The organism is Pseudomonas brassicacearum subsp. neoaurantiaca, assembly GCF_013608025.1.
Classification (GTDB): Bacteria; Pseudomonadota; Gammaproteobacteria; order Pseudomonadales; family Pseudomonadaceae; genus Aquipseudomonas.
The window spans coordinates 93,644-114,685 of sequence record NZ_VDLV01000002.1 but is presented as its reverse complement, the minus strand read 5'-3'; the positions used below and the strand labels follow the sequence as shown (position 1 = coordinate 114,685).

The 21,042-nt window shown below is 60.3% G+C and carries 15 protein-coding genes; 6 read left to right on the top strand and 9 right to left on the bottom strand.

The features are described 5' to 3' along the window. Positions 1-51 precede the first annotated feature (51 nt). The gene (locus FHK92_RS01900; protein WP_258232544.1) at positions 52-5,439 is read left to right on the top strand and encodes an OTU domain-containing protein; all 5,388 of its coding nucleotides are present in this window, start codon (positions 52-54) and stop codon (positions 5,437-5,439) included. A 74-nt stretch (positions 5,440-5,513) separates the two neighbouring features. Here the strand turns inward: FHK92_RS01900 and FHK92_RS01895 are convergent, their stop codons facing one another. From FHK92_RS01895 to FHK92_RS01870, 6 genes are all read right to left on the bottom strand, one after another. Continuing rightward, positions 5,514-5,996 (bottom strand): CS1 type fimbrial major subunit, encoded by a 483-nt coding sequence (locus FHK92_RS01895; RefSeq protein WP_181286556.1) that lies wholly within the window; start codon positions 5,994-5,996, stop codon positions 5,514-5,516. A 44-nt stretch (positions 5,997-6,040) separates the two neighbouring features. Beyond that, a complete protein-coding gene (locus FHK92_RS01890) occupies positions 6,041-6,784 on the bottom strand; it encodes a molecular chaperone (RefSeq protein WP_181286555.1) in 744 nt (247 codons plus the stop codon). A 59-nt stretch (positions 6,785-6,843) separates the two neighbouring features. Next, on the bottom strand, positions 6,844-8,088 hold the full coding sequence (locus FHK92_RS01885; RefSeq protein WP_181286577.1) for a hypothetical protein: 1,245 nt from the start codon (positions 8,086-8,088) through the stop codon (positions 6,844-6,846). A gap of 41 nt (positions 8,089-8,129) precedes the next feature. Further along, positions 8,130-9,386, bottom strand: a complete 1,257-nt coding sequence (locus FHK92_RS01880) for a hypothetical protein (protein ID WP_181286554.1) — start codon at positions 9,384-9,386, stop codon at positions 8,130-8,132. A gap of 158 nt (positions 9,387-9,544) precedes the next feature. Further along, positions 9,545-12,079 carry a CS1-pili formation C-terminal domain-containing protein gene (locus FHK92_RS01875; RefSeq protein WP_181286553.1) on the bottom strand — a complete coding sequence of 845 codons (2,535 nt, stop codon included), beginning with the start codon at positions 12,077-12,079 and terminating at the stop codon, positions 9,545-9,547. A 124-nt stretch (positions 12,080-12,203) separates the two neighbouring features. After that, the gene (locus FHK92_RS01870) at positions 12,204-12,695 is read right to left on the bottom strand and encodes a CS1 type fimbrial major subunit (protein WP_181286552.1); all 492 of its coding nucleotides are present in this window, start codon (positions 12,693-12,695) and stop codon (positions 12,204-12,206) included. 460 nt (positions 12,696-13,155) lie between these two features. Here FHK92_RS01870 and FHK92_RS01865 point away from each other — a divergent pair, with 460 nt between their 5' ends. The 3 genes from FHK92_RS01865 (at position 13,156) to purT (ending at position 15,963) form a co-directional block, all read left to right on the top strand. Next, positions 13,156-13,941 carry a siderophore-interacting protein gene (locus FHK92_RS01865; protein WP_181286551.1) on the top strand — a complete coding sequence of 262 codons (786 nt, stop codon included), beginning with the start codon at positions 13,156-13,158 and terminating at the stop codon, positions 13,939-13,941. A gap of 282 nt (positions 13,942-14,223) precedes the next feature. Next, the gene (locus tag FHK92_RS01860; RefSeq protein WP_181286550.1) at positions 14,224-14,691 is read left to right on the top strand and encodes a VUT family protein; all 468 of its coding nucleotides are present in this window, start codon (positions 14,224-14,226) and stop codon (positions 14,689-14,691) included. Between the two features lie 90 nt (positions 14,692-14,781). Beyond that, positions 14,782-15,963: a formate-dependent phosphoribosylglycinamide formyltransferase gene (purT, locus tag FHK92_RS01855; RefSeq protein WP_030138548.1), complete on the top strand. Its 1,182-nt coding sequence runs from the start codon at positions 14,782-14,784 to the stop codon at positions 15,961-15,963. A 437-nt stretch (positions 15,964-16,400) separates the two neighbouring features. Here the strand turns inward: purT and FHK92_RS01850 are convergent, their stop codons facing one another. Beyond that, positions 16,401-18,815, bottom strand: a complete 2,415-nt coding sequence (locus FHK92_RS01850) for a glucose/quinate/shikimate family membrane-bound PQQ-dependent dehydrogenase (RefSeq protein ID WP_181286549.1) — start codon at positions 18,813-18,815, stop codon at positions 16,401-16,403. A gap of 499 nt (positions 18,816-19,314) precedes the next feature. On the opposite strand from FHK92_RS01850, the gene FHK92_RS01845 reads away from it, so the two are divergent. Both FHK92_RS01845 and FHK92_RS01840 read left to right on the top strand, forming a co-directional pair. Then, on the top strand, positions 19,315-19,545 hold the full coding sequence (locus FHK92_RS01845) for a VF530 family protein (protein ID WP_181286548.1): 231 nt from the start codon (positions 19,315-19,317) through the stop codon (positions 19,543-19,545). A gap of 30 nt (positions 19,546-19,575) precedes the next feature. Then, positions 19,576-20,187: a Pr6Pr family membrane protein gene (locus tag FHK92_RS01840; protein WP_181286576.1), complete on the top strand. Its 612-nt coding sequence runs from the start codon at positions 19,576-19,578 to the stop codon at positions 20,185-20,187. A 120-nt stretch (positions 20,188-20,307) separates the two neighbouring features. Here the strand turns inward: FHK92_RS01840 and FHK92_RS01835 are convergent, their stop codons facing one another. Further along, positions 20,308-20,517, bottom strand: coding sequence for a DUF1289 domain-containing protein (locus tag FHK92_RS01835; RefSeq protein WP_181286547.1), 210 nt, complete (start codon positions 20,515-20,517; stop codon positions 20,308-20,310). Further along, entirely contained in the window at positions 20,514-21,038 is a 525-nt protein-coding gene (locus FHK92_RS01830; protein WP_181286546.1) for a gamma carbonic anhydrase family protein, read from the bottom strand. Before FHK92_RS01830 ends, FHK92_RS01835 begins: the two co-directional genes overlap by 4 nt. Between the last annotated feature and the right edge of the window lie 4 nt (positions 21,039-21,042).

Sequence of the window (21,042 nt, the reverse complement as noted above, 5' to 3'; positions counted from 1 at the left end):
GTGTGCGCTGCGATACGGTCGGTGTCCCTTAAACAAAACCGGGATACCTGCATGTCTGTTTTTTTTGAAGAGAAATCTGGCGAGTCGTCAGACGCCTTCGGCGCGCGCTCGATAGTCCAGCCGTCCCTGGCAACCGAACTCCCGTCCATCACTCCACTACCCAGCGGCCAACACTTCGTGACACATGCGCTTGCCGACCGATGGCTAGCCGAACAAGGCCTGAGCGGTAGCGCCCAGGTGCGGGTCACTTATCAGGAAGTCGAGACCATCGACTCCGCCGCCCAGACTAAAACCACTCACGTGCCGTTGCGCGACGCCGTAACGCCCGGCTTTTTGCCTGCCCATCAGAGCAGGGAAAACCAGCCCACCGGCGCCCTGTCCCCACGCGAGGGCTGGGTGTATCCGCATATCAGCCATATGTCCCTGGACTTCTCATCCTTAAGGGGTAGCGGCGTGGCACTCACGCCTGCACAAATGCAGCGATTGCGTGCAGGCATTCCGTCCAATTACCAAGGTTCCGGGCGAATCGTCACCACCGCCCCAGCCCCACAAGATCCGCCGCCCAGTCCCCGGGAAGCTGAACAGGCCCGGCAATTGGATGCGCTGGATGCCAATGAGGCGAAACTGGCCCGTTTGTTCGCCGGCCTGCCGACCTTCGAAAACGTGATGCATAGCCTGCTGATCAGTAACATCCAGGCCAAGGTACCCGCCCGAAAATTCCGACCTTCGTTGTTTCAATCGATCGCCCCGGATCACTGGTACGTCAACCGTTTCACGACCGACACGAACGGCGTCCGTTCGCTGACCAGCTCAGAGCCCTTTATCGACGTGCTATGGGAAAGCCTTCTGCGGGATGCGCCGCCCTCCTTCCCTCTCGGCGGCGTTGGTTTTTTCACCGATCCCCAGGCCACGGCAGAGGCCGACAGTGTATTCACCAGGCCTGTCGACGCCGCGCTGTCGAGGGCCATGGAGTCGGCATTCTATCTCCCTGACCCCACCCGCAATGACAGCCTCAAGGCTCAGTTGCGTGCCGACCTGCTGCAGTTTCGCAACACCATGATCCGTGCGGACCCGCCCGATACCGACGCCGATGCAACACCGCCGCCCACGGCCCAGGCGGTGTTCGCCGGTTTGCTCGCGCAGCGATTCCTGCACTTTTTCCAGCTATATCAAGTAGACCGCACACCCACCAGCCAGTTGACCGGGAGTGCCCGACTGACGCAGTACGACGAAGACCGGCTGCTGGAACGGATCACCCACCAGCCTTCCCAGGCCGGCCGAAGCCGTTTATTGCTTCCCCCCGTTCCCCAAGTGTTTACGGTCATGCTCGATATGGGCAGCGCGCCCGCGCAAAAATGGCCGGCGGCAATGGTGATCAAGCAAGCGAATCATCCCGTCCTGTTCCTGTACTCCATGGAAGACGGCTTGCAGCGGTTCGTTTCGTCCCAGGCCTTGATCAGCACCCTCCGCCCTTTGCACGCTGGGCAGCGACGCACGATCCAGTCGATCTCCAGCGAACTGACCGGGCATGTGTTCGAGGTCGCGGCCAATGATCTGTTGCAGAGCCAGGCCGCGGCCCTGGAAAAAGTCTTCGAGGCCGCCGCGAGCGAGACGACGGAGCTGCAAATCTTTGCGCAAGACACGGAGGAGGCACAGGCCCTGCCCCAACTGTCGCTCACCGGCCCCTCGGCTGTGCGCCAGCAGGCGTTGATCGAATATAACCGTCCCGACTTTTACAAAACCTCCACGTTTTTGGAGCAGGAGCGCTATCTGCTCCTGGAAGAACGGGTCGTTCGAGCTGTCCAGAACCTGGGAAACGGCATCCCGACGTTGGTGCAGTTCACTCGCCAACAGATCAAGCAATACCTGCAGCGAACCGTGCATCCGGACCTGGATCCCGATCCCGACGCTACGACGGTCAGGCTGTTCTTCGGCAGCACCGACAATCCAAGACAATCCACGACCACCAGCCTGACCCAACTGATGCTGGATAACCTGCGCCCGTCGAAAAACCCCGCCGCTCTGGCGGTGCTGCCCGTCCACCTTCTCGACCGAAAAGGCCAACGTATACGCAATCCGTCCAATGGTTACCTCATCACCCTGTCCGGATCCGAACTGGCGATGATGACGACCGCCATCGACGCCGGCGGCCGCTACGAAGCGATGCTGCGGGAAAAATTGAACCAACCCGAATACAAGGCCGCCTGGCAGGCCGCGTACCTGGCCAACATGCGGTTCAAAGGGTACGAAGCCGCGCTCAGGGGCGACGAAGTGTTCAAGAGCAGCCTCATCGACAGGACCATCGACCCTTCAAGCCCCCAAAAACTGCTGGCGCTCTGGTTGGACGTGATCTTGCAGCAGTCGCCGCCAGCCAACAGACACGGCCATGTGATGGGAAAAAACGTGCGTCTCTACGGCCTTACGCTAGGCGGCACGATGGGCGTGACAGGGGTACTGCGCTCGGCACTGAAGGTTGAAGGCGCACTGATCCTTACCGATCAGGTCGGGCCGGAAATCAACGGCACGGTGGGCGCGTACTTCCCGGACAGCCCCGGCGGCCAGGATTTCCATGAATTTGCCGATCTGAGCGTGGGAGTGACCGAACTCTTGCGGGACGCGCAATGGCAGGCCTATTTCCGCGCGCGACTGCCCACCACCTATCCAGCGGAGACCCGGCAAATCTTCGGACAAACCGGTCGCCCCTGGGTTCGCGCCCTGCCGATCACGGGTGATTTCATCGAAACCCTTCACCGCGAGCACGTCGACTTCCAGGTCATTCATGCCGATCCCCTCTCCAACAGTAACCGTGACGTGCGGCGTGAGACCCATGCACGCCTGGCCCTGCTGGCGATCGATATCGCGCAGGAGATCGCCGGCATGCTCATGACGCCCGGCATTGTCACGTTCTTGAAAAGCTGGGCAAAAACGGGACTGTTGACCATCAAGACCGGCGCGATCCCGCTGAACCTGAGGACGCTGCTCTTCGTGCACAAAATCGCCAATTATCCCGGGCGAAGCCTGGTTCGTGCGACGGCGAACGCCGCACGCGGCCGCACCTCGTTCCTGGCGATATCAGCGCGACGCCAAGCCAGGGACGAAGCGCTGGCCGGACTGCCTCTGGAAGAGGCCGTCTACCAACGCTTTGCTGTGACCGATACCTCCGTGGTTCACGCGACGGCGACGGACGAACAGGGCTTTTACCGCATGACCTTCGTCAACCCGACCACTGGCAGCGTGACCCGCCCGGTCTACATCCGCCAGCCCGAGGGGACGGTGTTCCGGGTACACGACAATACAAAGCATGCCGCGACCGAAGCCGTGATCGTCGATCCATCGACCGGCTTGGGCATCCGCTCCAGCGGCGTCATGAGAAGTACCGTGGCGCGAATGCCCAACGGCGAATGGCGTACCGTAGGGTTTGGTCATGGCGGAGGGAAACGCAAGCGCCCGACTAGCCCCCCCGCGCAACCGAACGCTGCGCAAGCTGCGCAAACGTCGACACCCGGCGCGATTGCGAGCATTTCCGATTCGATACGCAGCCCTGGCGTCTGGAACACCAACATCATGGACCTGGTCCCGGCCCTTATGACTCGGCTTCCCAGTTGGCCGCAACACCGCAGCCTGCTGCTCATCAATGAAATCCCCGGATCGCGACCTTGGTCGGTGCGTTTTACCCCGGGGCAAGCGGAACGCATCTACCCCAGCGTTTCTCACCCGGAAAGAAACGCGCTGGACATCGTTCTGAGACGAACCACCTTCAACCATTACAACCTGCAATTGGGTAAAGACACTGTGGAGATTCCAGCCGATGGCAATTGTTTTTTCAACGCCGTTGTCCGGGGATTGAACGAGGGAAGCCAGGGCAGATTTACCATGCAAGGGTTGCGCAATGAAGCGGCCGACTATGTCGACCAGCATCCAGAGGTCAATGCTTTCCTGGTGCAGCCTATCTCATCCCTGCAACAGGCTTTTCTGGATTACTCCGACTCTCTGGTGGAGGTCCTGGATGATGCCGCAGTGCTCGACCTGACCAGCATCGTTGTCGGATTCCCTAACCCGCACCGTCTGTTTCAACCGTTGCTCGATTACCTGGAACGCTACACCCACTGGGTAGGGCGCAGGGCATTGGAACAGGCACAACAGGCCGCCCTGCCACCGGAAATTCTGTTCAACATAGGGCGTTTCTTGTCACCACACTCCCTGGCCAGACTGATGCCGGACAACATTCCATACAACGTGCAGGACAAACAAGCGGTCAGGCAATTCTTTGAGGAAATTCTGCTGAAGCCCGTCGACAGGGAACAAATCGACCTACTGCTCGGCAACAAATTTCTGCTGTTGAGCGCCAACGTCAAGCACATCATGCTCGAGTACGGAGTCACCGCTCGGCAGTTGGAGATGAACCATCCGGATATCGATGAGGCTTACGTCCGTTACGACGATGATGTCCACGCCGATCTTGATGACGATGCGCTCGATGAAGCACTCGGTGGTGCTTATCTGGTGGGCCGCGACGATCTGGACCGAATTGCCGAAAGACTCACCGCTGGAACGGACCAGGACATCGATGACGATGCCCTGTTCCAGCAATTCGTTTATTACCAAAATGCCGAGGAAACCGTCGGCCTCCTGATGGCGGCTCTTGGACGCTTCCCGGAGTTGGAGAGACGCTTCAATATTGTCTATGCATCACCCGTCATCGAATCTCATTTAGGCGGCTTGCTGGATGTCGGCTTGGTTGCAGGCTGGCTACGCGATCCGGCGATCTCCGACGAGCGACTCCGGCTCATCGCCGAGTACTCTCGCACTTGCTTGGAGGAACTGCTGAGAACGGAAAGCATCGACGTCGAGTGGATGCGCGTCTTCAACGATCAGAACCTGCGTACGCTCATCGTCCATCGTCAACCCTTGGTGGATTTCCTGGTGTTGCTGAAGGAAATATTGGGAGACACCGACAGCGTTGATCTGTCCTCGGCGGCCAGGTATTTCGGCGCCCCAGGGCACGCACCGTCCAACTCCAGGGTAGAAATGCTGCTCAATGTCCCGGACCTGTGGTCCGGGATTTTAAGTCTGCCCCGGCAGCACATCAGACGACTATGGGAAGACCTGGTCGGCCCGTACTTCAGCGACAGCACGATACGACAGGCACTTGCCCAACCCGGGGTGTTCGACTCCGTGGGTAACCTGGCGCTTGCAATGGCCGCCGGCCAGGGCAGAGAGGAAGCCCGCGCCAATCAAATCGTCCGCGACCTGTTCAGCGTCAGCCGAAGCCAGGCCCAGCGTTATCTCTACAATTTCGACTTTCCCAGCAACCATCCAGGGCGCAGTCGCCTGGACTTTGCCCTGCATCTGGAAAGTCATTTTCAAATACCGGATTGGGCTTGGGCCTATGCCAGGCCAGGGGTAACCGCCGACTCGCTCAAATCGTTTCAGTGGTAATACGACGCGGTGGCAGGCCCGGTGAATGACCAAGACACTGCCAACCGACACATGGCTATCGTCGGATCGACACCCTACGGCGCCAGCGCATCGAACACCATGTGCACCGTGCCGTAATAATCACCGGGCACATACTCGTCCCCTGGCTTGATGGCGGCGATCTCCAGCCGTACCTGCCGTCCCGGCCTGGCGTCGATGGCCGATACCACTTGGGTCGAATCCAGGCTCAGTACGACTTCATTGAACTTCACCCGCAGGTCGATGCGTTCACGGCCATTGGACAAATACGCCTCTTCACCCAGGCGCGCGCCAATGGCGCCAGTGGTGTTCTTCACTTCGTAAATGGCCCGCAACGGGACGAGATCCGAGGTGATGGTGCTGAACGCCAGACGCTGTTCGCGCTGGACCAACTGCGGGTCGAGGGGCAGCACATAGAAGTCGGCCGTCGGGATGGTGACGTAGACTTCAAAGACTTTGCTTTCACGCGCCCCCCAGGCTGACAGCCAAGGCAGTATCAGAGCGGCAAACGCGAGGGGCTGTATCAGTGTCTTGAACATATGGATTACCTGTGGCGTGGACGACCCGTTCGGCGTAACTGCCGTCAACCCTTGATCTCGATGGCTTTTTTCTCGCTGCCTTCGATCAGCGTGAAGCGGTACTCACGCCCCGCTTCCTTGTCGAACGAAAAGGAACGGTTGGTCATGATGTGGTGCTTGGTGGTCGGACGGCAGTCGTTCTCTTTCTGCACCGCGCAATCCTTGAACTCATCGACCACCACCACGCTGTTGCCCTTGTTGCTCAGCTGGTATCGACTGGCATTGTCGTCGACCACGGTGTCGAAACGGGTGTCCTTGGGCCGCACGAAAAACACCGTGCCGTAGCCCGCCAGTACCTTGACCCCGGCTTCCACGCGCTCCTTCTTGTAGTCCTCGCGCTCTTGCGCGCTGACGGCGAATTCGTCGTCAGCCTCCGGCACCACCGGCACGAAACGCACCCGGAAGTAGCGCTCCTTGTCGCGGTCGCCCATGAACAGCAACCGGGTGCCCTGCACACCGTTGGCCGGAACGATCAAGCGCGCCGGGCTGGCCATCAATCCATCACGGGCCACGGCGCTGGCCTGGTTTTGCAGCGGCACTTCCTGGTAAGTACCGTCTTCCTTGTAAATGATTTCGAGGATATTGACCTTGACGAATGCCGTGGACGTCCCGCCGTTGAAGACCCGTTTCATGTAGGTGCTCTTATCGCCGTCGAGGTAGTCGTACACGACCCCGACGCCAATCTGCGGCCCAGCCTGGGCGACACCGCAAAACAGAGAGAACCCAACCCACGCCCATGATTTCTTCATCGCTTTTTCAACCTCATGCAGTAAACACAGCACATTGGATGTTGTCGGCCTGCTGGCCCCTAAATATCCGAATCCCAGATCACCGTGATGTCGCCGGTATACCTCTTGCCTTCCTGGTTGAGCATGGCCTCCACGTTGTCGCTGGCCACTTCAAAATGCAGCGTTCCTGGCTTGCGATCGAGATAAAAACCCGGCTGGAAAAACCCGGGATCGCTACCCTCGAGCAACAGCCGGCGGCGGTTGACCGGTTGCCCCGTGTCGTCCGTCAAGCCATGGGGCAGAGTCACGCTGACGTCCACCGGCACGGCATGACCGGAGCTGGCTTCGGTAATCGCGCAGGTGTTGCCGCTGATGGCCGGGCAATCCAATGCCATCTTGAAACGGGAAGAAGCGGAGATATGGAACCGTTGGTCACGAAACAACCGCGTGGGTCGTCGACCGCTGCTCAGCCAGGCTTGCCAGCCCTCCTGGGGCGCCAGCTCCACCCGACTGCCACCGGGGGGGATATCAACCTTCAAGGTGTGCTGGACGTCGACTTTGAAATTGAGCGTAATGGACGAATCGTCGGGGAGCATGACGTCGCCCATGTCGACATCCTGCCCAGGGCCAACCGTGTAGGTCAGCGAACCCGTGTACTGACCGGATGACATGCCCAGGGGATTGGGCGTGCGCAGTTCATAGGCAAAATCCAGATAACTGTACGAGAGGGTCGGGATCAGGTAGTTGGCCCGTTTTGCACAGACGCCTTCGGCGGGTGTTTGCCAGAAAAATCGATACCACAAGGTATCGAGGTTGCCTACGCCACTGTATTCGCAGGGCGCGGGGGCATATACCCAGCTGGAGCTGTTCCATAATCGCTGATGAGCAGCCAGGAGAGGCACGCCCCCACCTACTAAATCCACCACACTTATTGGAAGCCAGTATTGCGAACCCACGCCGGACCAGCGCACTTGCACCGTTTCAGTTTCACCGGTAGTTGCATGGGTAACTTGGATGGTCCGCCAGCTGACAGGCAGCTGGAACATCGCACCTTGTCGAGAATCCCCGTGGCCTGGCTGTATAGCGGAGACCGAATTGAAGCGTATGGGCAACCGAATGCTAAATCTGCTTGTGCCGCATTCGGCTGGAAAAGTTTCGCAATAGCCGCTGACCGGCGTGGTATTGGTAAATTCATTCTGATTGGGTTTCGAGGGATCAGGCCTGAACACCGCAGTAATGTCCTGACTCAATGCGCTGGCCGCCGGCGCGCAGGCAAATAACAACGCCGCGAGCATACAACGCGCTATGTTTGGCAATCCCGTCATGGGTAAGGCCTTCTTCGAATTCATGAATGGACCTGGCATTTTTAAACTTCCGAATCCCAGATCACCGTGACGTTGCCGGTATAGGCCTTGGCGCCGCTGTCCAGCATTTCTCCAACACCTCTACCGTCCACCTCAAAGTGCAAGATCCCCTGTTGTCGATTGACAAAAAAACTTGGCTTGAACAATTCGGTGCCGCTGCCATCGAGTAACAATCGACGGCGGTTGACCGGCTGCCCGATGGCGTCCGTCAGTCCCTCGGGCAAGCTCACGCTGACATCCACGGGTACAGCATGACCCGAGCCGGTCTCTGCGATCGCACAGGTATTACCGCTGATGTACTGGCATTCGAGCCTCATCTTGAAATAGGAAGAGGCCGAGATATGGAATGTCTGGTCACGGAACAACCGCGTCGGTTTACTACCGGTCGTAAGCCATGACTGCCAGCCTTCCTTGGGGACTAGTTCGACACGATTTCCACCGGGAGGGACCTCTACCCGGAAGGCGTGGTCGACCTCAAAATTGAAATTGAGCGTGAGTGCCGAGTCATCGGGAAGCATGACATCGCCCAGATCAAAGTCTTGCCGTGGCCCAACCGAATAGGTCAATGATCCTGTATACCGGCCGGACAACATCTTCAAAGGGTCGGGGGTGCGCAGCTCATAGGTGTAAGTAAAAGACTGATAGCGAAGATCAGGTATCAGGTATCTCGCGCCTTTAGCACAGGTAAAGTCCTGTTGCGGCGTGTGCCAAAAAAAACCGAAACCCGTGTATCCGAAATAAGAGCCTCCGGGATTCCCACCGTTTATACACGGTTGAGGAGGACGACCCCAATGACTACCCCAGAGCATTTGATGCGCTAGCGCTAAGCCTACATCTTGCCCCACCAATTCGATGGGGCTTACGCTAAGCCGATACACCCCTCCCACACCGGCGATTCGTATCGAAACCTCTTCGCTTTTACCCGTGGCCGAATCGACAATCTGTACCGTACGCCAATCACCGGGTAGCGAAAACATAGCGCCTTGTCGGACATCTGAGTGATTCGGCTGAATAGGCCGGGATGACGTAAAATTGATGCGCGCCACATGACTGTAGACCCCCAAATTGGCACACTGTCCAGGGTTGTCTCGACAATATCCCCAGACGGGTGTGATATTGATGAACTTGTTGTTCATGGCGCTTGAAGGGTCAGGCCTGAAGACCGCAGTGATATCCTGACTCAACGCACTGGCCGCCGGCGTGCAGGCAAGCAACAACGTCGCGAGGACACTGCGCCCTGCTAAAGATAAAAATTTCATTCGTACACCCCCATACATCAAGGAAACCTCGTGGCGAGGGAGCTTGCTCCCGCTGGACGCGACAGCGTCCCCAACAGTGTGATGGCTGGCTTTTGGGGCCGCTTCGCAGCCCAGCGGGAGCAAGCTCCCTCGCCACGGCATCAGCTGGTTCTCTGGCCTCATGAGCGCTGCTTCTCGGCGTGCGCCTCGGCAAGCGTCGTGTCGGCGAGGGTGTCGGAAGTACAACGCAAGTCACCGATCATCAACACATCGCCTTCGCGACTGGCACTGTCCGGATCAAGGCGGAACCGGCAGAACAGCTCGTTGCCGTAGCGCACTTCCAAGGTTGGGGAACTGGCATTCATTTCCATGGAGAAGAACCCGTCCACCTCACTGATGCCGCGACTGGCGTGGTTGATCACGTGGTGGCCCTTGAGCGGCTGTCCGTGTTCGTCGAGCAAACGGCCGAGCACGGTCACGGTTTTCATCACGCTGATCCGGCGGTAATCCACCCCGCCCTTGTTCAGGTGATAACGGGTGCGCGACGGCTCGATGTTCGCCGCTGGCGGGTGCAGGCCGTCAAAATCGAAGGTCACCATGCTGTTCTTGTAGGCGGTGATCGGCACGAAGTTACGGCCCGGACGCAACTCGGTACTGCCGCCGGTCAAGTCGTCGGCGCGCAGGGCAATATCGTCCAGGTCGGTTTCCACATCGACGATCATCCCCGCGCCACCCCCTTGGTGCACGCCGGTGAAGGCGGCTTTGCTGCCGCCCACGGCCACGGTGCTGCTGAGGTTGAGGCCGCCGGTGAGGTTGTCGTTATAGGATGAGCGTTGGACGAAACCGTCGCCGTAAAGCGAATCGGTGGTGAAACTGGCGATGCCGGACAGGCCCACGCCATAGGTGTCGGCCAGCGCCGTGGCGGAGACGCTTTGCAGCACGTGATCTTCCAGGTCGCGGCGATAGCCCAGCGAAGCATTGTTGTCCCGCGTGCCCTCCCGTGAGGTGCGCGTGCCGATGCTGCCCGACCAGTATTCGCCCGGCCCGCCCAACGCGATGTTGACGCTCAGGTCAACGCCGCGATTGCGTTTGTCGGCGGTGCTCGACGTGCCGGGGCGATCGAACACCGACAGCCGCCAGTTGGCGTCGCTGCCGGCCAGCTTGCCGCGCTGGCTCCAGCCCAGATCGAGGCCGGTCCCCTGGACATTGCCTTCGCTGTAGGCCAGCCGCCCGTTGAGGGAGGTCTTGTTGCTCAAGCGGTGATTGACTGACAGTGACGAGTTGCTGGTCTGGCCGACAAACACGTTGCGCTGGCGGATACGCGTTCCGTCCGGCAGGGTTTCGTAGGTGTTGCGGGTGTCCAGCCAGCTGCGGTTATGGCTGGCTACCACGCTGCCAAGGCCATAGCTGTACAAACCTTGCACGTCCAGGCCAGTGCCGTACTGCTGGGTTTGATAGACGTTGGCGTACAGGCTGGTGCTGCTGGCGAGCGTCCAGTCCACCGAGGTGCCTACTTGCAGCTTGTCCTGCACCTGGCGTGTGGAGGCGCCCAGGATCACCCGAGGATGCGCCAGGTAGTTGAGGCCGAGCCCCGCCGTCACGAAACCCGAGGGTTGGTCTTCCCAGTTGCTCCACAGCCGGGTTTCGCGACCGGCGAACAGGTTGTAGCGCCAGCGTTCCTCGGCGTCGCTCCAGTTATTGGGTTTGTAGACCAGCTCCTGGCTGGTGGCGGTGGTTTGCCCGTCCTCGACCAACCGCACTTCCACTTCATAGATACCGCCGGGCAAGGGCCGGGTGTCCAGGCTCTGCAAACCGGCGCTCACCGCCTGGGTATTGATCAGCAGGCCGTTGCGATAGATCTCTACCGAAGCCTGGCGGCTGGCGGTCACGTAGATCGGGTAGACGCTGGGTTTCGGATTGTTGATCGCCAGGCTGTCGGAGCTGCCATACATCATGCCCAACGCCGTGTCCGGGTTGGCGCCGAACGAGCGAATCTGGCGATTCAAGCCATCGGAGCCGGGCGTGAAGTAGCCCAGGCGAAAGAACGTCCCCTCCAGCTCTCGCTGGGTATGGAGTTCATGGATAGCGTGATACAGCTTGTCATCCGGCCCGCCAAGACGCGACAGTTGCATGTTCAACGTCTGGCTCCAGTTGCCAACGCTGGAACTGGCGTTGAGGCCGTAGCGCCCGCCGGTATCCTGCTCTTGGCCACCATTGATATTGAGTTGGTTATTGAAGATCAGGCCAAGGCTGCCGCCTTCCGGCTGGTCGTAATAACGCTTGGTCTCGGTGTTGCGCTCCACACTCCGGGTGAGGATCGACACCAATGAATTCTCGAGGCTGTAGTGCACCGCCAGCAGCCCTGACGGACAGTTGGCTTCACACGAGCCCAGCAATTGACCTTGTTTGAAATACTGTTCCCATTGTTCGCGCTCGACGGCTTTTATCGGGCTGTCCTGCGTGTCCGTAAACTCCAGCAGGGTAATACGGTCGTCCCGCGTCAAGACCACCATGGCTTCGCCAAGGTACTGTTGATTGAGTTCAATACGAACCGCCAGGGGTACATCGAAGAAGTGCGATTCAAACTCTGCCGGCAGGCCCTTGGCCTGGGACAACAGGCTTCTTGGTGTCGTACCGGGGGCAGTCGGCGCGGCCAATGCGTTCGCGCACAACAATAGCGCGAGCGCACCTGCAAGGGGTGTCATCGGAAACATCGACGGATTCTCATCATCAACAAAGTGTCGGAGCGTTTCTCAGGTGCAAGCCGACCGGCTGGGGAGAACCGGCCGACCTGCGGCAATGTCCGGGAGTCGGGGAAAAACTCACCGAGCAAAGGCCTTACCGGATTGTGCTAGGCACCGCATCGAAGATCACAGTCATGTCGGCGGTATAGATGCCGGTCTGTGTAGCGGCAGGCTTCGCGGCGGCGATGACCAGGTCGGCCTGGGTGCCTGGAGTGGAGGCCGCGTCACTGACCACTTCCTGAGGCGTGGCCGTCAGGGTGACGCCGTTGAAGGTGGTGGTCAGCGGGATCGCGTTGTTGCCGTTGTACAGCGAAGCCGGGCCACCTTCGATGTACGCATGGACCGAGCCGTCGGTATTCTTCACGTCATAGGTTGCACGCAGTCTGGTCAGCTCGCTGGTGACCAGGTTGTAGCTCATGGTCTCGTCCTTACCGAAGTTAGGGTCCCGCGGCTGCACATGGAACTGCTGGGTTGGGATGTGCGCCTTGATATGGATGGACGAACTCGCCTCGCCGGCGGCGAACGCCAGTGACGAAGTCAGGGCAGTGGCGGCCAGGGCGGTAGCGGATACGAATTGTTTGAGCATGTTTTTCATACCTGTCTTTGCAATTGGAAAGAAGAAGAAGAGAACGTGAAGCCCAAGTTGCCGGCGACCGGACTTGAACCTTCAACGCGGCGCCATAATCAACTCTTCTTTCGCAAAAAAAAGCAGGCCGATTCCCACAAGCTCGTAGTAAAAGTGGCATGCACAGCGAGGAATATTCGACAGCTATCTTTAAATTGTAAAAAGGTATGTAGGAAGTTTCTTACATTATTCTATTTGGCCCAGTAAATACGTGGGGTGGCAAGTTGGGACGCAGTTACACGAAATGGACGGCATAACGCAGCGACATTTCCCGCAGCTTGCAGTGACCAGAGGCGACCTCGGCTGATTGCCGCCCCGTGCTAGCGTCTCTGGTGTAAAGCCATGAGCCTGTCCCTCGTCTATACCCCAAGGGGTGTATAAATGAGCGGCCCAGACCGTCGAAACGTTTCGGAGTGAAAGCATGACTGAAGTCGATCCAAACACCATCCATCGCATCAACCACGAAATCAAACGCCGCCGCCTGCAAGTGCTGCGCGTCGTCGACCTGACCCCACGCATGCGCCGCATCACTGTCGGCGGGCCCGAACTGGCCGGGTTCGTCAGCCTGGGCACCGACGATCACGTGAAGTTATTGTTCCCGCAGAACGCCGAGGAACAGGCCGCCCTGGAAAACTTCAACCCCGCTGCCGGCAAAGCCCAGGGACCGATGCCCGAGATGCGCGACTACACCCCGCGCCGATATGACCTGGAAACCCTGGAGCTGGACATAGACTTCGTGCTCCACGGCGACGGCCCTGCCGCGACCTGGGCGACGCAGGCGGCGCCGGGGCAATACCTGTACATCGCCGGGCCGCGGGGTTCGATGATCGTGCCGGACATCTTCGACAGCTACCTGCTGATCGGCGACGAAACCGCCCTGCCCGCCATCGCCCGCCGCCTCGAAGGCCTGGCGCCCAACCGACGGGCCCTGGTGGTGGTGGAAGTTGAAAATGGCGCCGAACAGCAAGTGCTCCACAGCCCGGCGCAGGTGCATGTGATCTGGGTACTGCGCGAGGGCCGCCACGACAGCCTGCTGCGCACCGTGCAGCAATTGGAAATGCCGGCAGGCAAGCTGTATGCCTGGGTCGCGACCGAAAGCAAAGTGTCTCGGCAGATTCGCAAGGTGCTGCTGGAGGAAAAAGGGTTGGACCAGGATTTCGTCAAGGCGGTGGGGTATTGGAAGCTGGATGACAGTGAGGAGGATTAAGGAACGGGAAGCTGGATGACAGTGAGGAAGATTGAGGAACTGGCGGTACCTGAAGTACCCTCCACCCACTCACGCCGCCAACCCATTGTGGCGAGGGAGCTTGCTCCCGCTGGGCTGCGCAGCAGCCCCCCAAAGCAATCACCTCGACCTATCTGATCCACCGAGTTGTCAGGTTTTGGGTCTGCTTCGCAGCCCAGCGGGAGCAAGCTCCCTCGCCACAGGGGGCCTCGTTGCCCTTGAGCGTTTCACCCAACATTCCATCCCCATCAGGTACCCGGCCCCATGCTTTTCCTGCTCGCCTACATCGGCAGCGTCGTGCTGATCAACTTCGCCTTCTCCGCCGCGCCGCACCTGGACGTCATCTGGTCGGCCTGGGGTGGGCTGGTGTTTATCCTGCGGGACATGGTGCAGACCCGCTTCGGCCATGGCGCCATCGCGGCGATGCTGGCGGCGCTGGTGTTGTCCTACGTCACCTCCGACCCGACCATCGCTTTGGCCAGCGCCACGGCCTTCGCCGTCTCCGAGTGCATCGACTGGCTGGTATTCACGGTCACCAAGCGCCCATTGCACGATCGCCTGTGGATAAGCTCGGCCCTGAGCATTCCCCTGGACACCTTCATTTTCTTTGGTCTGATCGGCGCCTTGACCCCAGCCGTAGTGATCACCGCACTGCTGTCGAAATTCGCCGGCGTCACCGCTGTCTGGCTGATCATGGCCTGGCGTCTGCGCAAACAGGCCGTCGCCGGCTGACGCGGTTCATGTAAAATGCCGCGCTTTCTCCCCATGGGAAGCTCGCCCGGCGCGCGCCCCGATGACCCGCTCCTGTTTGAGGACCTTCAGATGACCCGTATCGGAACCCCATTGTCGCCCACCGCGACCCGCGTTTTGTTGTGTGGCAGCGGTGAGCTGGGCAAGGAAGTGGTGATCGAACTGCAGCGCCTGGGCGTTGAAGTGATTGCCGTGGATCGCTACGCCAACGCGCCGGCCATGCAAGTGGCCCATCGCAGCCATGTGATCAACATGCTCGACGGCGCCGCCCTGCGCGCGGTGATCGAGGCCGAGAAGCCGCACTACATCGTGCCGGAAATCGAAGCCATCGCCACCGCGACCCTGGTGGAACTGGAAGCCGAAGGCTTCACCGTGATCCCGACGGCCCGCGCCGCGCAATTGACCATGAACCGCGAAGGCATCCGGCGCCTGGCCGCTGAAGAGCTGGGCCTGCCGACCTCGCCGTACTTTTTCGCCGACACCGTGGAAGACTACCGCAAGGCTGTGGAAACCCTGGGTTTCCCGTGCGTGGTCAAGCCGGTGATGAGTTCTTCGGGCAAAGGCCAGAGCCTGCTGCGCAGTGCCGATGACGTGCAGAAAGCCTGGGATTACGCACAAGAAGGCGGCCGCGCGGGCAAGGGCCGGGTCATCATTGAAGGTTTCATTGATTTCGACTACGAAATCACCCTGCTGACCGTGCGTCATGTAGGCGGTACCACCTTCTGCGCGCCGGTCGGCCACCGTCAGGAAAAGGGCGACTACCAGGAATCCTGGCAGCCACAGGCCATGAGCCCGGCGGCCCTGGCCGAATCCGAGCGCGTCGCCAAGGCGGTGACCGAGGCTTTGGGTGGTCGTGGCCTGTTTGGCGTCGAGCTGTTCATCAAGGGTGATCAGGTGTGGTTCAGCGAAGTCTCGCCGCGCCCACACGACACAGGCCTGGTGACGCTGATTTCCCAGGACTTGTCGCAGTTCGCCCTGCATGCACGCGCCATTCTTGGTTTGCCGATCCCGTTGATCCGCCAGTTCGGCCCATCGGCCTCGGCGGTGATCCTGGTGGAAGGCCAATCGACCCAGACCGCGTTCGCCAACCTGGGCGCCGCCCTGAGCGAACCGGACACGGCGCTGCGCCTGTTCGGCAAGCCGGAAGTCAACGGCCAGCGCCGCCTGGGCGTGGCCCTGGCCCGCGACGAATCCATCGAAGCCGCCCGCGCCAAGGCAACCCGGGCTTCGCAGGCGGTCAAGATCGAACTGTAAAAGCTCAAGGCTGCGCACAAGTCCAAGGCGGAGCACGATCCCCTGTGGCGAGGGAGCTTGCTCCCGCTGGATGCGTCAGCATCCCCCTGCGGTGGGATGGCTGGCAAAGCAGGGGGCCGCTTCGCAGCCCAGCGGGAGCAAGCTCCCTCGCCACAAAAGCGCAGGCGGTCAAGATCGAACGGTAAAACAGACTGAACACAATCCTTGTGGCTAAGGGATTTATTTGTGGCGAGGGGATTTATCCCCGCTGGGCTGCGCAGCAGCCCTAAACCTGCCAACTCGGTGGCTCAGATAGATTGAGGTGACTGTTTGGGGGGCTGCTTCGCAGCCCGACGGGGATAAATCCCCTCGCCACAAGAGCTTTAGTGTTCGCAGAAGTAGAACAAAAAAGGCGACACCCTTGCGGGTGTCGCCTTTTTCATGGGCGCCGGTCGGGATTAATCCGCCAGCTTGTAAGCAATCACATAGTCACCCTGCTTGGTGCCCAGGGAACCGTGGCCACCCGCAACGACCAGCACATATTGCTTGCCGTCCTTGCCGGTGTAGGTCATCGGTGTGGTCTGGGCGCCCGCGGGCAGGCGGCCTTCCCACAACTGCTTGCCGTTTTTCACGTCGTAGGCGCGCAGGTACTGGTCAAGCGTACCGCTGAGGAACGCCAGGCCACCGGCGGTGGTAAACGTCCCGCCCAGGCTTGGAACGCCCATGCTCAGCGGGATCGGTACCGGCGAGCTGTCGCGCACGGTGCCGTTCTTGTGCTTCCACAGGGTCTTGTTGTTGGTCAGGTCCACGGCTGCCACATAACCCCAGGCAGGCGCCTGGCATGGCAGGCCCATGGGCGAGAGCAGCGCTTCGAGGATCACGCCATACGGCGCGCCTTTGTTCGGCTGCACACCTTCGGTTTCGCTCTTGCGGCCTGGGCCACCCGCAACTTCCGCTGCTGGAACCAATTTCGACTTGAACGCCATGTAGCTTGGGTTGACGAAGGCGATCTGACGCACTGGATCCACCGAAATGCCGCCCCAGTCAAACACGCCGAAATTGCCCGGGTAGACGATCGAGCCCTGCAGCGACGGCGGCGTGAACATGCCGTCGTAACGCAGCGACTTGAAGTCGATCCGGCACAGCATCTGATCGAACGGCGTCACGCCCCACATGTCGCGTTCCTTGAGGACCGGCGGCACGAAGTTCAGGTCGGACATCGGCTGGGTCGGTGAGGTGTGGTCGCCTTCCACCGCGCCTTGCGGCACAGGGATTTCCTTGATCGGAATGATCGGCTGGCCATTGCTGCGGTCCAGCACGTAGATGCTGCCCTGCTTGGTCGACGCCAATACTGCCGGCTTCACGCCATCGGCAGTCTTCATGTCCATCAGGGTCGGTTGGCCGCCAACGTCCATGTCCCACAGGTCATGGTGAGTGAACTGGAAGTACCAGCGCACCTTGCCGGTGGCGATGTCCAGTGCGGTCAGGCCGGCTGAATATTTTTCCGATTCCGGGGTACGCATGCCACCGAACTGGTCGGGGGTCTGGTTGCCCATCGGCAGGTAGAGCATGCCGAGTTTTTCATCGACGCTGAACATGGACCACATGTTCGGCGAGTTGCGGGTGTAGGTCTGGCCTTCGGCAATCGGCGTGGTGTCGTCCGGGTTGCCGCTGTCCCAGTTCCACACCAGTTTGCCGGTGTGCACGTCATAGGCGCGGATAACGCCGCTTGGCTCGTCGGTGGAGACGTTGTCGGTGACGTGGCCGCCGATCACCACCAGGTTCTGGGTGACCGCCGGTGGCGAGGTGGAGTAGTAACCGCCCGCCGTGAAGCCGCCGATGTTGGCGCTCAGGTCCACTTGGCCTTTGTCGCCGAAGTCTTCACACATCTTGCCGGTGTCGGCGTTGAGGGCGATCAGGCGGGTGTCGGCGGTCGGCAGGAAGATCCGCCGTGGGCACACGGTGCTCGCAGGCGTGGTGCTGGCCGTGCCGGTCGGGCTCTGCTCGGCCGAGGCGTATACCGCGTCGTCGTGATAGCTCACGCCACGGCAGGTCATGTGGGCCCAACCCTTGAAGTTTTCGGCTTTTTGCGTGGAAAGCTTCGGATCGAAACGCCAGATTTCCTTGCCGGTTTCAGGCTCAAGGGCAATCACCTGGCTGTGGGGCGTGCAAACGTAGAGCATGCCGTTGACCTTCAGCGGGGTGTTTTCCGCCGTGGTCTCGCCCGGATCGTTCGGCCCTGGCAAGTCACCGGTGCGGAACGTCCAGGCTTCCTTCAGCTTGCTGACGTTCTGAGGGGTGATTTGCGCCAGCGGCGAATAACGGTCGCCGTGAGCGCTGCGGCCGTAGGAGTTCCAGTCCCCGTCCGGCATGGCCGGTGCGGTGTTGGCCATGCCCGGCACGCTGTCGCGGTCCAGTTGGCCCTTGATTTCACCGGGGTTGGTGAACTGGCTGGCGAGGGCGGCGATACCGGCGATGATCACCGCGGCACCCAAGGCACGGGTGCCCATGGGCGATGCATCGGCGGTGAGCAACGGGCGGCGGAACCATGGCAGCAACAGGACAATGCCCAAGGCAAACAGCATTGCCAGGCGCGGCACCAGTTGCCACCAATCCAGACCCACTTCCCACAGCGCCCAGACCGTACTCGCGAACAACACCAGCGCGTACAGGCCCAGGGCCGCACGACGGGCCATGATCAGCAGTACGCCGGTAATCGCCAGGCCGATACCGGCCAGCAAGTAATACAGCGAGCCGCCAAGCGTGCTCAGCTTGATTCCCCCGGCCAACAGGGCCAGGCCCATCAATAGAAGCAGAATGCCGAGCAGGCTCGGTAGCAGACGGCTTCGACTCAAAGCACCCTCAGTGCTCATAGTTGTATCTCCGTGACGTTTTAAGGAGTCCCGCGCAAGGTGTCACTTTAGATGACGATCCTGGCGGGGCATGGTTCAGTTGAAAAAAGGCAAATTCGATTGCCGCGATCCCTTGTGGGAGCGAGCTTGCTCGCGATGGCGGCGTGTCAGTCGGCTTCAATGTTTGCTGTGCAGTCGCTATCGCGAGCAAGCTCGCTCCCACAGGAACTCATCAAGACAGCGCTGTCTTTCAGGATCAGGACATTGAGCGTTCTTTGGATCTTTCAATGGGAATAGCTGTAACGCAGAGGCTCTGGCACGCCAGAAGAAGCGTTTCAGCAGGCGGCGCAAGGATAATGTCCTGTTACAAATAGAGAAAGTGCTTTTGCTGACATGGATCATCTCGGATTCGGTAACAGTGTGCCCAGCTTCACGCAGCCACGATAAACGCCATACTTCCACCCAACGGGCACCTCGGCTAAGGTGCGCGGCTTTAGACTTCTTCATGCAAAGGCCCGCCATGACCGAACCGAACAACAACCCGCTGCACGGCGTGACGCTGGAGCAGATCCTCAATGTCCTCGTGCAGCATTACGAATGGTCGGGCCTGGCTGAGCGCATCGATATCCGCTGCTTCAAGAGCGACCCGAGCATCAAGTCGAGCCTGACCTTCCTGCGCAAGACGCCTTGGGCGCGGGACAAAGTCGAGCGCCTGTACATCAAGTTGATGCGCACCAAACGGCCCCTCTGAACCGTGGACGTGCGAACCGGTTTCGTGTCGATGCTGGCGTTGCTCGGCTGGGTGGGGTTGAGCGTCCAGCTTTACCTGATCCTGCTGGGTCGCTGGGAATTGGGCGCGAGCCTGTTGGGTGGGCTGGTCAACTTCTTCAGTTTTTTCACGGTGCTGACCAATACCCTCGCCGCCGTGGTGCTGACCTGGGAACTGACCCCGCGTGAATCCGCCGTCCGGCGCTGGTTCCTGCTACCTGCGGTACGCAGCGGCATCGCGGTGAGCATCGCCCTGGTCGGCCTGGCCTATAACGTGCTGCTGCGCCACCTCTGGCAACCGGAAGGCTGGCAGTTTGTCGCCGATGAATTGCTGCATGATGTCATGCCCGTCCTGTTCATCATCTATTGGGGGCTGTGGGTGCCTAAAGGCACATTGCGCCTGGGTCACATCGGGCTGTGGATGATTTACCCGCTGGTGTACTTCGCCTACATCCTGCTGCGCGGGGATTTGCTGGCGGCCTACCCCTACCCTTTCATCGACGTGGCGAGGCTGGGTTATCCACAGGTGTTCATCAATGCCGGAGGGGTATTGGCCGGGTTTGTCGGGATTGCGCTGGGGGTGGTGGGGTTGGATCGGTGGTTGGGCATCAAGGAAAAACCGTGACCCCCTGTGGGAGCGAGCTTGCTCGCGATAGCGGTGGGTCAGCTTGAGGCATTGTTGAATGTGCCGCCGCCATCGCGAGCAAGCTCGCTCCCACAGGAGGTTTGTGTTCACAAGTGGACATCACCGCCTCGCCGGCAACATCCACACCAGCCCGCTGGCCTTGGCCCGCTCATGACACAACGCCAACACGCCGCGGCGCTCATCATTGTCCATCCGGCTCCAACGGGTGATTTCCGCCACGGTGCGCTGGCAACCGGTGCAGGTATCGTCATCATCCAGCGCACAGATGTTCACGCAGGGCGAAGGAACCGGGCGTTCAGGCGCGTTCATTGTTCCTGCTCGACCAGGTCGCGAGCGTAGCGCTGGGCGTTGTGCACGTAATGCGCCGCGCTGGCCTCGAGCATTTTCTTCTGGGCCTCGGTCAGTTCTCGCACAACCTTGCCCGGCGAGCCCATCACCAGCGAACCATCGGGGATCTCCTTGCCTTCGCCGATCAGCGAATTGGCGCCGATGATGCAGTTCTTGCCAATCTTCGCGCCGTTGAGAATCACCGCGTTGATGCCGATCAGGCTGTAGTCCCCCACCGTGCAACCGTGAAGCATGGCGTTGTGACCGATGGTCACGCCGGTGCCGATGGTCAGCGGATAGCCCATGTCGGTGTGCAACACCGTGCCGTCCTGCACGTTGCTGTTCTTGCCGATCAGGATCATTTCGTTGTCGCCCCGCAGCACCGCGTTGAACCAGACGTTGGCGCCCTCTTCGAGGCGGACCTTGCCCACCAGCGTGGCGTTGGGCGCGACCCAGCTCTGTGGGTGAGTTTCGACACGGGCATCGCCCAGGCGGTATTTCATGAGG

Excerpts from the sequence above, each read along its gene's own strand:
- FHK92_RS01885 (WP_181286577.1), bottom strand. The coding sequence starts at position 8,088 with ATGACGGGATTGCCAAACATAGCGCGTTGTATGCTCGCGGCGTTGTTA.
- FHK92_RS01830 (WP_181286546.1), bottom strand. The coding sequence starts at position 21,038 with ATGAAATACCGCCTGGGCGATGCCCGTGTCGAAACTCACCCACAGAGC.
- FHK92_RS01845 (WP_181286548.1), top strand. The coding sequence starts at position 19,315 with ATGACCGAACCGAACAACAACCCGCTGCACGGCGTGACGCTGGAGCAG.
- FHK92_RS01890 (WP_181286555.1), bottom strand. The coding sequence starts at position 6,784 with ATGAAGAAATCATGGGCGTGGGTTGGGTTCTCTCTGTTTTGCGGTGTC.
- FHK92_RS01875 (WP_181286553.1), bottom strand. The coding sequence starts at position 12,079 with ATGTTTCCGATGACACCCCTTGCAGGTGCGCTCGCGCTATTGTTGTGC.
- FHK92_RS01865 (WP_181286551.1), top strand. The coding sequence starts at position 13,156 with ATGACTGAAGTCGATCCAAACACCATCCATCGCATCAACCACGAAATC.
- purT (WP_030138548.1), top strand. The coding sequence starts at position 14,782 with ATGACCCGTATCGGAACCCCATTGTCGCCCACCGCGACCCGCGTTTTG.
- FHK92_RS01860 (WP_181286550.1), top strand. The coding sequence starts at position 14,224 with ATGCTTTTCCTGCTCGCCTACATCGGCAGCGTCGTGCTGATCAACTTC.
- FHK92_RS01900 (WP_258232544.1), top strand. The coding sequence starts at position 52 with ATGTCTGTTTTTTTTGAAGAGAAATCTGGCGAGTCGTCAGACGCCTTC.
- FHK92_RS01895 (WP_181286556.1), bottom strand. The coding sequence starts at position 5,996 with ATGTTCAAGACACTGATACAGCCCCTCGCGTTTGCCGCTCTGATACTG.
- FHK92_RS01870 (WP_181286552.1), bottom strand. The coding sequence starts at position 12,695 with ATGCTCAAACAATTCGTATCCGCTACCGCCCTGGCCGCCACTGCCCTG.
- FHK92_RS01850 (WP_181286549.1), bottom strand. The coding sequence starts at position 18,815 with ATGAGCACTGAGGGTGCTTTGAGTCGAAGCCGTCTGCTACCGAGCCTG.
- FHK92_RS01835 (WP_181286547.1), bottom strand. The coding sequence starts at position 20,517 with ATGAACGCGCCTGAACGCCCGGTTCCTTCGCCCTGCGTGAACATCTGT.
- FHK92_RS01880 (WP_181286554.1), bottom strand. The coding sequence starts at position 9,386 with ATGAAATTTTTATCTTTAGCAGGGCGCAGTGTCCTCGCGACGTTGTTG.
- FHK92_RS01840 (WP_181286576.1), top strand. The coding sequence starts at position 19,576 with ATGCTGGCGTTGCTCGGCTGGGTGGGGTTGAGCGTCCAGCTTTACCTG.